9 protein-coding genes are annotated in these 11895 nt (G+C 57.8%); 7 read left to right on the top strand and 2 right to left on the bottom strand.

The genetic code is table 11. The features are described from left to right. Positions 1 to 27 precede the first annotated feature (27 nt). Both L350_RS16830 and L350_RS16835 read left to right on the top strand, forming a co-directional pair. The gene (locus L350_RS16830) at positions 28 to 1146 is read left to right on the top strand and encodes an S-(hydroxymethyl)glutathione dehydrogenase/class III alcohol dehydrogenase (RefSeq protein WP_032624290.1); all 1119 of its coding nucleotides are present in this window, start codon (positions 28 to 30) and stop codon (positions 1144 to 1146) included. Positions 1147 to 1305: 159 nt separating this feature from the next. Beyond that, a complete protein-coding gene (locus tag L350_RS16835) occupies positions 1306 to 2994 on the top strand; it encodes a methyl-accepting chemotaxis protein (protein WP_032624289.1) in 1689 nt (562 codons plus the stop codon). Between the two features lie 41 nt (positions 2995 to 3035). Here the strand turns inward: L350_RS16835 and L350_RS16840 are convergent, their stop codons facing one another. Next, positions 3036 to 3959: a LysR substrate-binding domain-containing protein gene (locus tag L350_RS16840; protein ID WP_032624288.1), complete on the bottom strand. Its 924-nt coding sequence runs from the start codon at positions 3957 to 3959 to the stop codon at positions 3036 to 3038. 227 nt (positions 3960 to 4186) lie between these two features. Between L350_RS16840 and L350_RS16845 the strand changes: the two genes are divergently transcribed. Both L350_RS16845 and L350_RS16850 read left to right on the top strand, forming a co-directional pair. Beyond that, positions 4187 to 5530 (top strand): 2-oxoadipate dioxygenase/decarboxylase HglS, encoded by a 1344-nt coding sequence (locus L350_RS16845; RefSeq protein WP_022648074.1) that lies wholly within the window; start codon positions 4187 to 4189, stop codon positions 5528 to 5530. A 42-nt stretch (positions 5531 to 5572) separates the two neighbouring features. Beyond that, positions 5573 to 7078, top strand: a complete 1506-nt coding sequence (locus tag L350_RS16850) for a carboxylesterase/lipase family protein (protein WP_032624287.1) — start codon at positions 5573 to 5575, stop codon at positions 7076 to 7078. On the opposite strand, the gene L350_RS16855 is transcribed toward L350_RS16850, so the two are convergent. Then, positions 7065 to 7907 carry a LysR family transcriptional regulator gene (locus tag L350_RS16855; protein ID WP_032624286.1) on the bottom strand — a complete coding sequence of 281 codons (843 nt, stop codon included), beginning with the start codon at positions 7905 to 7907 and terminating at the stop codon, positions 7065 to 7067. The genes L350_RS16850 and L350_RS16855 overlap by 14 nt on opposite strands. A gap of 113 nt (positions 7908 to 8020) precedes the next feature. Between L350_RS16855 and L350_RS16860 the strand changes: the two genes are divergently transcribed. The 3 genes from L350_RS16860 (at position 8021) to L350_RS16870 (ending at position 11860) form a co-directional block, all read left to right on the top strand. Continuing rightward, positions 8021 to 9190, top strand: coding sequence for a pyridoxal phosphate-dependent aminotransferase (locus L350_RS16860; RefSeq protein WP_032624285.1), 1170 nt, complete (start codon positions 8021 to 8023; stop codon positions 9188 to 9190). Positions 9191 to 9200: 10 nt separating this feature from the next. Beyond that, positions 9201 to 9974: an ABC transporter substrate-binding protein gene (locus L350_RS16865; protein WP_023300074.1), complete on the top strand. Its 774-nt coding sequence runs from the start codon at positions 9201 to 9203 to the stop codon at positions 9972 to 9974. A gap of 230 nt (positions 9975 to 10204) precedes the next feature. Continuing rightward, positions 10205 to 11860, top strand: a complete 1656-nt coding sequence (locus tag L350_RS16870) for a glucan biosynthesis protein D (RefSeq protein ID WP_032622222.1) — start codon at positions 10205 to 10207, stop codon at positions 11858 to 11860. Positions 11861 to 11895 lie beyond the last annotated feature (35 nt).

Here is an 11895-nt window from a genome sequence, read left to right as displayed (position 1 = left end):
CACACCTCACAACAAGGGAAAGACATCATGAAATCTCGCGCAGCTGTCGCGTTCGGCCCAGGCCAGCCGCTGAAAATCGTTGAAATTGATGTTGCTCCGCCGAAGAAAGGCGAAGTGCTGATCAAAATTACTCACACCGGCGTCTGCCATACAGATGCGTTTACCCTGTCCGGTGACGATCCGGAAGGCGTATTCCCGGCGGTGCTCGGCCACGAAGGGGGCGGTGTAGTGGTGGAAGTGGGTGAAGGCGTTACCAGCCTGAAGCCCGGCGACCATGTGATCCCGCTCTACACCGCAGAGTGCGGCGAGTGTAAGTTCTGCAAATCCGGCAAAACTAACCTCTGTCAGGCCGTGCGCGCCACGCAGGGCAAGGGTCTTATGCCGGACGGCACAACCCGCTTCTCCTATAACGGCGAGCCAATCTATCACTACATGGGGACCAGCACCTTCAGCGAGTACACGGTGTGCGCCGAGATCTCACTGGCGAAAGTGAATCCGCAGGCACCGCTGGATAAAGTCTGTCTGCTCGGCTGCGGTGTCACCACCGGTATCGGCGCGGTGCATAACACGGCGAAAGTGAAAGAGGGTGACACCGTGGCGGTGTTCGGCCTGGGCGGGATCGGTCTGGCGGTCATCCAGGGCGCGGTACAGGCGAAAGCTGGGCGTATCATTGCTGTGGATACCAACCCGGAGAAATTTAAGCTCGCAGGTGAGATGGGTGCGACCGACTTCATCAACCCGAAAGACTACGACAAACCGGTTCAGGACGTGATCGTTGAGCTGACCGACGGCGGCGTGGAATTCAGCTTCGAATGTATCGGCAACGTCAACGTAATGCGCTCAGCGCTGGAGTGCTGCCACAAAGGCTGGGGCGAGAGCATCATTATCGGTGTGGCCGGCGCGGGTCAGGAGATTAAAACCCGTCCCTTCCAGCTGGTGACAGGGCGCGTATGGCGCGGGTCGGCATTTGGCGGCGTGAAAGGCCGTACACAGCTGCCGGGCATGGTTGAAGATGCGATGGTCGGCAAAATTCAGCTCGACCCGTTCATTACGCACCGCCTGCCGCTGGAGCAGATCAACGAAGCTTTCGATCTGATGCACGAAGGAAAATCCATTCGTACCGTCATCCATTTCGGCGACAACTGATTATTCTGCCAGCGGTTTTTCCCGCTGGCATTTCTTCCCTGATCTTCTCTAAAGTGTGACCTGTCCGGCGCTTTTAGACGTAATCTAATTCCCCGCTGTGCCGATGACTCTTTTACAGGCGTGTTTTTACGCATCTTACCTATAAGAGAGTCGACGGTCATGGACAACACAACATCGATGCAGGCGCAGCACAAGCTGAGTTTCTTGCATCACATCCGGCTGGTTCCGCTGTTTTCCTCCATTCTTGGTGGCATTATTCTCCTGTTTGCCTTGAGCTCGGGTCTGGCAGGCTATTTCCTGCTCCAGGCCGATAACGATCAGCAGGATGTCACAGCAGAAATCCAGGTGCGCACCGGTCTGTCAAACAGTTCCAACCATTTACGCACCGCCCGTATCAACATGATCCACGCGGGGGCGGCGAGCCGCATCGCGGAGATGGAGGCGATGAAGCAAAACATCGCTGAGGCTGAGACCCGCATCAGGCAGTCGCAGGATGGATTTGCCGACTATATGAAGCGCACCGTTCGCACTCAGGCTGATGAAGCGCTGGATGGCGATCTGAAAGCCCGCTATGACGCCTACATCGCCGGTATGCAGCCGATGCTGAAATATGCCAAAAACGGCATGTTTGAAGCCATTATCAACCATGAAAATGAGACCGCGCGTCCGCTGGACGATGCCTATAACGCGGTGCTGCTGAAGGCGATAAAAATCCGCACCGAACGCGCCAACGCACTGACGGCGCAGGCTCACACCCGCACCCGGCTGGGGCTGATGTTTATGTTCGGCGCGTTTGGCCTGGCGCTGGCGCTGGCGGTGATCACCTTTGTGGTGCTGCGCCGTACGGTGATAAACCCGCTTCAGCGAGCCGCTACGCGTATCGAAAATATCGCGAAAGGCGATTTAACCATGCCGGACGAACCGACCGGGCGCAGCGAAATTGGCCGCCTGACGCGCGATCTGCAAACAATGCAGCACGCGCTGGTGGCAACCGTGGGCACGGTGCGGCAGGGGGCGGAGGAGATTTACCGTGGAACCAGCGAGATCTCCGCGGGTAATACCGATCTCTCATCCCGAACCGAACAGCAGGCGGCGGCCATCGAACAGACGGCGGCCAGCATGGAGCAGCTCACCGCGACGGTGAAGCAAAACGCCGATAACGCGCATCATGCGAGTAAACTTGCAGAAGATGCCTCCGGTAAGGCCAGCCGCGGGGGGCAGATGGTCTCCGGCGTGGTGAAAACCATGGGTAATATTTCCACCAGCTCGAAGAAGATCTCTGAAATTACCGCCGTGATTAACAGCATCGCGTTCCAGACCAATATTCTCGCGCTCAATGCGGCGGTCGAGGCGGCGCGTGCGGGTGAACAAGGACGCGGCTTTGCGGTCGTGGCGAGTGAAGTCCGCACCCTGGCAAGCCGCAGCGCGAACGCGGCGAAAGAGATTGAAAGCCTGATTAATGAATCGGTGTCGCTTATCGGTCAGGGTTCCGGGGAGGTGGTTGCGGCGGGCAATACCATGAATGAGATCGTCGAGGCGGTTAAACGCGTCACCGATATTATGCTGGAGATTGCGGCCGCGTCTGATGAGCAGAGCCGCGGCATTGTTCAGGTGAGCCAGGCGATTTCCGAGATGGATAAGGTGACGCAGCAGAATGCCTCGCTGGTGGAAGAAGCCTCTGCGGCGGCGGCCTCGCTGGAAGAGCAGGGCGCGCGTCTGACGGAAGCCGTTGGCGCGTTTCGTCTCAACGGGGCACGAGCAGGAAGGACTGCTGCCGCAACCGCAGCAAAACCCGCGCCTTTAACCCCGGCGGCGGCTGTCTCAGGTGATAACTGGGAAACGTTCTGAGAAAGACAGACCCGCCCTCGCGGCGGGTTCTGCGTTTAGGGTCAGAGAGGCATTGACTTACGAATGGCGTTTAACAGCGTTTGGGCGCCTTCAGAGAGCGGGGCATCTACCCGCGTCAGGATCCCAATGGGTTCTCCTGCGCCGGGTGAGGTTACCGGCAGCGCGGTGAGCACGCCGCGTCGCAGGTCGTCCTTCACCGCGCCGGACGGCACAAACCACACGTAGTCATAATCCACCGTCAGCTGGCGCGAAAGAGACGCCGAGAGCGTTTCAATATACCCTGAAGGCAGCGTGCAGCCCTGCATTTGCAGCAACGCTTCCGCATTCTGACGCGGAACCGTTCCTTTCGGGGAAACTACCACCGGCCACTCCATTACGCGGCTTAAGGTGACGGTATCCTGCAGCAGGGGATGATTCGGACGCACGACCAGCTTCAGTGATTCCAGGAACAGCAGCTCGTAATTCAGGCCGCTCATCAGTTCCGGATCGGACATCCGGCCAATGCCCAGATCCAGCTCGCCTGACTTCAGGCCCGCCAGCAGCATGGTGTTATTCATGGTCGCGACCTGAAGCGTGGCGTGCTTTTGCTGGCGGTGGAACTGGCCGATCGCCGCAGGCAATATGCCCAGCGCCGCCGTTGGCAGTGCCCCCACGCGCACGATGTAGCTGGCCTGCTCTTCTTTACGGTTTAAGGCCTGACCGGCGGTATTGAGGGCATCAAGAACTTTAACGGCATGCGTCAAGAACTGTTCGCCTACGAGCGTAAGCTGAGCGCCCAGACGGCCGCGGTCGAACAGACGGGTTCCGGTAAGCTGTTCCAGTTCGTTCAGCGTTTTGGATAGTGCAGGCTGACTAAGGTTAAGGGTTTCAGCCGCTCGCCCCAGCGTTCCCTGTTGAGCGACGGCCACAAATGTATGCAAATGGCGCAAGCGTATGCGCTGACTGAACAGACCATTTTTTTCCATAGGCGATGTTAAAAACAGAGCGACGCGGGTGACAAGTTAAGTTGTTTGAATTTGATAACCTGATAGCAAAATATTCTTAACATTTGATCTGTTTGAGTTACAACTGTTTTTCGAAAACGCCCATGCTTTGACCACTCGTCTGCCTGGATCACAATTTGTAAATTCTTCCCAACGAAAAGAACGGGCTTCTCTACACTCCAGGTAGTATTCACTGGAGGCATGACATTATGGCGAACACCATCACGGCGGATGATATTCGGGAACACTTTTCGCAGGCTATGTCGGCGATGTACCAGCAGGAAGTTCCGCAGTACGGCACCTTGCTGGAACTGGTGGCGGACGTTAACCTGGCGGTTCTGGAAAATAACCCACTTTTACATGAACAACTGGCAAATGCAGACGAACTGGCGCGCCTGAATGTTGAACGTCACGGTGCGATCCGCGTTGGCACCGCGCAGGAGCTTTCCACCCTGCGCCGGATCTTCGCCATTATGGGCATGTACCCGGTCAGCTACTACGATCTCTCCCAGGCGGGCGTGCCCGTCCACTCGACGGCGTTTCGTCCGACTGACGATGCGGCGCTCTGCCGTAATCCGTTTCGCATTTTTACCTCGCTGCTGCGCCTGGAGCTGATTGAAAACGTTGCGCTGCGCGAAAGGGCGGCAGAGATCCTCTCCCGGCGCAACATCTTTACGCCGCGCTGCCTGGACCTGATCGACCTGCATGATGTACAGGGACACTTTACCGAGGCACAGGCGCGCGAATTTGTGCAGGAAGCCTTAGAAACCTTCCGCTGGCATCGCCATGCGACGGTCGATCAGGAAACCTATCTGGCGCTTAGTAACGAACATCGCCTGATAGCCGATGTGGTCTGTTTCCCAGGGTGCCATATCAACCATCTCACGCCGCGCACGCTGGATATCGACCGGGTACAGGAACTGATGCCGAAGTACGGCATTGAGCCGAAAATCCTGATTGAAGGCCCGCCACGCCGCGAGGTGCCGATCCTCCTGCGCCAGACCAGCTTTAAGGCGCTGGAAGAGCCGGTGCTTTTCGCGGGAGAACACAAGGGTACGCATACCGCGCGTTTCGGTGAGATTGAGCAGCGGGGCGTGGCCCTTACGCCGAAAGGACGCGAGCTGTACGACCGTCTGTTAAATCAGGCCGGGACCGGCAAAGACAACCTGACCCATCAGCTTCACCTGCGCGAGATATTCAGCACCTTCCCGGACAGCGAAATGTTCCTGCGCCGTCAGGGGCTGGCTTATTTCCGCTACCGTCTGACTCCGACAGGTGAGGCGCATCGCCACGCGTTTCGTCCCGGTGACGATCCGCAGCCGCTGATCGAACGCGGCTGGGTTGTGGCGCAGCCGATCACCTATGAGGATTTTCTGCCCGTCAGCGCGGCGGGGATTTTCCAGTCGAATCTTGGCAATGAAACGCAGGCGCGCAGCCACGGCAATGCCAGCCGCAATGCCTTCGAAGCCGCGCTCGGCTGTGCGGTGTACGACGAGTTTACACTTTACGAGGAGGCGGAAGCGCGCAGCAAACAGCGTTGCGGTTTGCTCTGAAACCGTTACTCTGCAGGGGTGTGATGGAAAAAGAAGGTTGGTATGGAAAATCCCTCCGCCCCTGTGGTTGAAACGCGCCAGGGCGCACTAATTGGTTCTACTGAAGGCGATACCCATGTGTGGTGTGGCATTCCTTATGCGGCACCGCCGGTTGGCCCGTGGCGCTGGCGCTCCCCACGCCCCCCTGCACGCTGGGATGGCGTGCGTCCGGCGACGGCATTCTCCGCCTCCAGCTGGCAGAGCAGCGAAAGCTGTCAGGAGCTGGGCGGCGGCGATCCCGGCCAGTTCTCTGAAGACTGCCTGTACCTTAACGTCTGGTCGCCAGTCGCACGCGCCGATCCGCTTCCGGTGATGGTCTGGCTGCACGGCGGAGGATTTACCCTCGGCGCTGGCGGTCTGCCTCCGTATAACGGCAGGGCGCTGGCGAAGCGCGGTACGGTGGTGGTGACAATTAATTACCGTCTCGGCCACCTCGGCTTTTTTGCCCATCCGGCGCTGGAGGGGGAAGAAGAACACGTGGTGCATAACTTTGCGCTGCTCGATCAGATCCAGGCCCTGGAATGGGTGCGCGATAACATTGCCGCGTTCGGCGGCGATCCTGAGAACATCACCGTATTTGGCGAGTCGGCCGGTGCGCGCAGCGTGCTGTCGCTGATGGCTTCTCCGCTTGTGGGAGGACTGTTCCATAAAGCCATTGTGCAAAGCGGGTACACGCTGCCCGACACCCCGCGCGAGCAGGCCATGCATAAAGGCGAAGCGATTGCTGCCCATTTTGGCCTGCAAAATGCCACCGCGGAACAGCTTCGCGCGATCCCGCCTGAGGCGTTCTGGCCGCTGACCTCGCCACTGAATATCGCCCCTGCGCCCATCGTGGGTGACTGCGTTTTGCCTGAGGCCATGCTCGATGTCTTTTTCGCTGCCCGTCAGCATTCAGTACCGGTGATGATTGGGTCGAACAGCGACGAAGCCAGCGTGATGTCGGTGTTCGGGATCGATCTGGCCGGTCAGATCCAGAAGCTCCGTCGCGAGCGGCGCTTTGGCCTGGGGCTGATCAAGCTGCTTTATCCGGGCGTGAAGGGCGATGAGGAACTCGGCAGGCAGGTTTGCCGCGACATGGCCTTTACCACCATGGGATACGTGGTGATGCAGGCGCAGCAGCGGGCAGGCGGCCTGTGCTGGCGATACTGGTTTGATTATGTGGCCGAAGCGGAGCACGCGACGTATACCAACGGCGCCTGGCACGGTAACGAAGTGCCCTACGTGTTCGATACCCTTGGGCAGGTGGAACCCTCGCGGCAGTATGTAAATGAACGCGATCTGGCCTTCGCCGCTCAGGTGGCGGACTACTGGGTGAGCTTCGCCCGGGATGCGGGGGCACGCGATAGCCTGACAGGGCCCACGCGCTGGCCCGCCTGCCGGAAAGGGCGAGACGTGCTGTTACGTATCGGTGTGAATAAACATGCAGGTTTTCGGCTTGAAAACCGCTTCATGCGTGCCCGTATGAGCCTCTTCAAACGGGTGATGAAACACCACGTCAGCCTCGACTGAGCAGACAGGCACGAAACGCATCCAGCCCGTTCTCCGGGTCGGGTGCGTCGCGTAACACCAGCCGGTAGCTCGCCCCCGTCTTTATGCTCGTATCATAAGGCCGCATCAGCCGTCCGGCGCGCACGTCCTCCTCCACCAGCGTTTCATCCGCAATGGCGATGCCCAGCCCCTGAATGGCGGCGGTAATGGCCAGATCCATGGTTTCAAAGTGTTGATTTTTGAGCATAGCTGGCGCCGGACGCGGCTGTTTCGCCAGCCACAGCGTCCAGTCCGTTTTGTCCCGCGTGGGGTGAAGGAAGGTGAGTGTTTCCAGCGCAGAACCGGCCCGCAGCGGGCTCATCACCGGGGTTAAGGCCTCTTCGAACAGCAGATCGCCAGCGCTCATGTGCGTTCCAAACACAATCGCCGCGTCATAGGATTCGGTTTTGAAATTGACGTTATGATCGGTGGTAGTGGTCAGCGCAATCTGGAGTTCCGGCTGTTCGCGCTCGACCTGTAACAGACGCGGTACCAGCCAGCGCATCGCGCAGGTAGGCGCTTTCAGACGAATTATAGTCTGGTGCGTCCGCGCCTGTTCAACAACGTTAAGCAGGTGCTCAAACGCAGATTGCAGTTCCGGCAGCAGGGCGCTTCCCTGTGAAGAAAGACGCAGGCCGCGAGCATGGCGTTCGAACAGCGGGAAGCCGAACCAGCTTTCCAGCGAGGCAATTTTGCGGCTTACCGCCCCCTGCGTCAGACAAAGCTCCTTCGCGGCATGGGTAAGATTCAGGTGACGCGCGGTCACGATAAACGTCTCTACGGCATTAAGCGGAAATGAACGACGCGACATATCTCACCTTAGCTATGCGTTTTTGTCATGGCTATTATGACAACAATTCGATTGTCCCGGCAATGAAGTTGTTGTTTGAATAGTTATGCATTCACCACGAGAAGGGACAGAGGATGACTTTGAAAACGCCGGTGCAGACACGATCCAAATTGCCCGATGTGGGAACCACCATTTTTACCGTTATCGGCCAGCTTTCAGCCCGGCATAACGCCATCAACCTTTCTCAGGGTGCGCCGAATTTTTCCTGCGACCCAAAACTTATCTCCGGCGTCACTCGCGCCATGGAGTCAGGGCATAACCAGTATGCCTCCATGACCGGGCTGCAACCGCTCAGAGAGCGCATCGCGGACAAAATTGCCACGCTCTATGGCACCCGCTATGACCCGGCGAGTGAGGTACTGGTGACCGCCAGCGCCAGCGAAGGGCTTTACTCAGCCATCAGCGGGCTGGTTCATCCTGGCGATGAGGTGATCTATTTCGAGCCCTCCTTTGACAGCTATGCGCCGATTGTCCGTCTGCAGGGGGCGACGCCGATCGCTATTAAGCTGACGGTACCGGATTTTGCCGTGAACTGGGATGAAGTACGCGCGGCTATTACCCCACGCACGCGGATGATCATCGTCAATACGCCGCACAACCCGAGCGGACAGGTGTTTTCAGCCGCCGATCTGCACCAGCTGGCAGTGCTGACGCGCCACACCGACATCATCATTTTGTCTGACGAAGTGTACGAGCACGTCGTTTTTGATGGCGAACCGCATCACGGGATGGCGACGCACCCGCAACTGGCGGAGCGCAGCGTGATTATTTCTTCTTTCGGAAAAACCTATCACGTCACCGGCTGGCGCGTGGGTTATTGTGTGGCGCCCGCGGAGCTGATGGATGAAATATGTAAGGTCCATCAATTTTTAATGTTCTCGGCCGATACGCCGATGCAGTACGCGTTTGCCGAACACATGACCGATCCGCAAACCTGGCTGTCGCTGGCGGCGTTTTATCAGCGCAAGCGCGATCTGCTGCAAAGTTTGCTCGCCGACTCACCGTTCAGGCTGCTTCCGAGTGCCGGTTCGTTTTTCCTGCTTGCGGATTACAGCGGCTTTAGCGACGAGCGCGACAGCGAGATGGTGAAAAGGCTGATTGTCGAGTACGGGGTTGCCACCATTCCGCTGTCAGCGTTTTATGCCGATGGCACGGACAATAAACTGATCCGTCTCTCTTTTGCGAAAGATGAGGCGACGTTACGGGCAGGTGCCCAGGCCCTTTGTCGGGTTACACCACGTTAAGGAATTTGAGATGAAATTACGCGCGTTAGTTGTCGGCATAGGACTGCTGTGTTCATTCTCGTCGTTTGCTGCTACCGAGTTGCGATACGGGCTGGAAGCGGAATATCCGCCGTTTGAAAGCCGCAATGCCTCAGGGGAGCTGGAAGGATTTGACGTAGAACTGGGAAATGCCATCTGTAAAGCCGCCGCGCTGAAGTGCAGCTGGGTAGAAACCTCGTTTGATGCGTTGATTCCCGGTCTGCTGGCGAAAAAGTTCGACGCCATAAACTCGGCGATGAACATCACCGAACAGCGTCGTAAGAGCATTGATTTTACCCAGCCCATCTACCGTATTCCCTCCCAGCTGGTGGGCAAAGCCGGTTCTGCGGTAGAGGCCACGCCGGAAGGGCTGAAGGGCAAAACCATCGGCGTTCTCCAGGGTTCAATTCAGGAAACCTACGCCAAAGAGCACTGGGAAAAGCACGGTGTCACCGTGGTGTCTTATAAAGATCAGAATATGGCCTGGGGAGATCTGCTGAATGGCCGCATCGATGCCTCGCTGGTCATGTCAGCGGCCGGGCAGGCAGGTTTCCTCAGCAAGCCGCAGGGTAAAGGGTTTGGCTTTATCGGCAAACCGGTGTCGGACGACACCATCCTCGGCAGTGGGATCGGCTTTGGGCTGCGTAAGGGGGATGAGGCCACCAAAAAGCAGCTTGATGCCGCAATTGATAAAGTACGTGCCGACGGCACGATCGCTAAACTGGCTGATAAGTACTTCCCGGGTATCGATGTCAGCGTAAAATAACCGCCTCGTTGGTCCCGGCTGTCGATGTCCAGCCGGGACTCTTTTATACATAACTTTACCCCTTTTTCAGGCCGTTCTGGTCGACAGAAAATATTTCTCGGTTTGTTCAGATAATCACCCGCCAACAATTGGATTCTTAACCGTTTTTGTTTAGGCTGTGCGTTCTTTCTTGCCGTCATTTCGCTGCGCGCGAAACTCATTCACACGACCATAAGGACGTTTTCTCAGGCATGAATCGCAGACGTTTTCTCAAAGGTTCCCTGGCAATGGCTGCCCTGAGCGGCACTTCTGGCCTTGCTTCTCTGTTTTCCCAGGCGGCGTATGCTGCTGACTCCGACATTGCCGACGGTCAGAGCCGTCGCTTTGACTTCTCTGTTCTGCAATCCATGGCGCACGATCTGGCGAAAACCCCGTGGGGTGGTGCGCCGCGTCCGCTGCCGGAAACGCTGGCCACCATGACGCCGCAGGCGTACAACGCCATTCGTTACGATGAGAAACAGTCGCTGTGGAATAACATTGAAGGTCGCCAGCTGGACGCCCAGTTCTTCCATATGGGGATGGGATTCCGCCGCCGCGTGCGCATGTTCTCGCTGGATCAAAGCACCTCTCAGGCGCGTGAGATCCATTTCCGTCCAGAGCTGTTCAGCTACGGCGATACGGGCGTGGATACCAAACAGCTTGAAGGTCAGAGCGACCTCGGCTTCGCCGGATTCCGCGTCTTTAAAGCGCCCGAACTGGCGCGACGCGATATCGTTTCGTTCCTGGGCGCGAGCTACTTCCGCGCAGTGGATGATACCTACCAGTACGGCCTTTCCGCACGCGGGCTGGCGGTGGATACCTTTACTGACACCCCGGAAGAGTTCCCGGATTTCACCTCCTTCTGGTTTGAAACCGTTAAGCCGGGCGATACCACCTTTACCGTCTATGCGCTGCTGGACAGCCCGAGCATTACCGGTGCCTATAAGTTTGTGATCCACTGTGAGAAGAGCCAGGTGATCATGGACGTCGAAAACCATCTCTATGCGCGCAAAGACATCAAGCAGCTCGGCATCGCGCCGATGACCAGCATGTTCAGCTGCGGCAACAACGAACGCCGCATGTGCGACACCATTCATCCGCAGATCCACGATTCAGACCGCCTGGCAATGTGGCGCGGTAACGGAGAGTGGATCTGCCGACCGCTGAACAACCCGCAAAAGCTGCAATTTAACGCTTATCTGGATAAAAACCCGAAAGGCTTTGGTTTGTTGCAGCTTGACCGTGATTTCTCCCATTACCAGGACGTCATGGGCTGGTATAACAAGCGACCAAGCCTGTGGGTCGAGCCGCGCAACAACTGGGGTAAAGGATCCATCGCCCTGATGGAGATCCCGACAACCGGCGAGACGCTCGATAACGTGGTCTGCTTCTGGCAGCCGGAAAAACCGGTGCAGGCGGGTGATGAACTGGACTTCAAATACCGTCTCTACTGGAGCGCGCAGCCACCGGTGCGTTCACCGCTGGCAAACGTCTACGCTACCCGTACCGGTATGGGCGGCTTCCCGGAGGGCTGGGCGCCGGGTGAAAATTACCCGAAAGTGTGGGCCCGTCGCTTTGCCATCGACTTCGTCGGGGGCGATTTGAAGGCCGCCGCACCGAAGGGCATTGAGCCGGTGATCACCCTGTCCAGCGGTGAAGCGAAGCAGGTGGAGATCCTCTACGTCGAGCCGTTCGACGGGTATCGCATTCTGTTTGACTGGTATCCAACCTCTGACTCCACCGAGCCGGTCGATATGCGTCTGTTCCTGCGCTGTCAGGGCGACGCCATCAGCGAGACCTGGCTGTACCAGTATTTCCCGCCCGCGCCGGACAAACGTAACTACGTTGACGACCGGATCATGCGCTAGTCCTTATGGGTTTGTGCCGGGTGGCGGCTTCGCCT

The sequence above is a fragment of the Enterobacter sp. MGH 4 genome (assembly GCF_000534735.1).
GTDB classification, from domain to species: domain Bacteria; phylum Pseudomonadota; class Gammaproteobacteria; order Enterobacterales; family Enterobacteriaceae; genus Enterobacter; species Enterobacter intestinihominis.
This window is presented reverse-complemented; position numbering and strand designations above follow the sequence as displayed.

Coding starts and splice junctions, on each gene's coding strand:
- L350_RS16830 (WP_032624290.1), top strand. CDS start 28: ATGAAATCTCGCGCAGCTGTCGCGTTCGGCCCAGGCCAGCCGCTGAAA.
- L350_RS16835 (WP_032624289.1), top strand. CDS start 1,306: ATGGACAACACAACATCGATGCAGGCGCAGCACAAGCTGAGTTTCTTG.
- L350_RS16840 (WP_032624288.1), bottom strand. CDS start 3,959: ATGGAAAAAAATGGTCTGTTCAGTCAGCGCATACGCTTGCGCCATTTG.
- L350_RS16845 (WP_022648074.1), top strand. CDS start 4,187: ATGGCGAACACCATCACGGCGGATGATATTCGGGAACACTTTTCGCAG.
- L350_RS16850 (WP_032624287.1), top strand. CDS start 5,573: ATGGAAAATCCCTCCGCCCCTGTGGTTGAAACGCGCCAGGGCGCACTA.
- L350_RS16855 (WP_032624286.1), bottom strand. CDS start 7,907: ATGTCGCGTCGTTCATTTCCGCTTAATGCCGTAGAGACGTTTATCGTG.
- L350_RS16860 (WP_032624285.1), top strand. CDS start 8,021: ATGACTTTGAAAACGCCGGTGCAGACACGATCCAAATTGCCCGATGTG.
- L350_RS16865 (WP_023300074.1), top strand. CDS start 9,201: ATGAAATTACGCGCGTTAGTTGTCGGCATAGGACTGCTGTGTTCATTC.
- L350_RS16870 (WP_032622222.1), top strand. CDS start 10,205: ATGAATCGCAGACGTTTTCTCAAAGGTTCCCTGGCAATGGCTGCCCTG.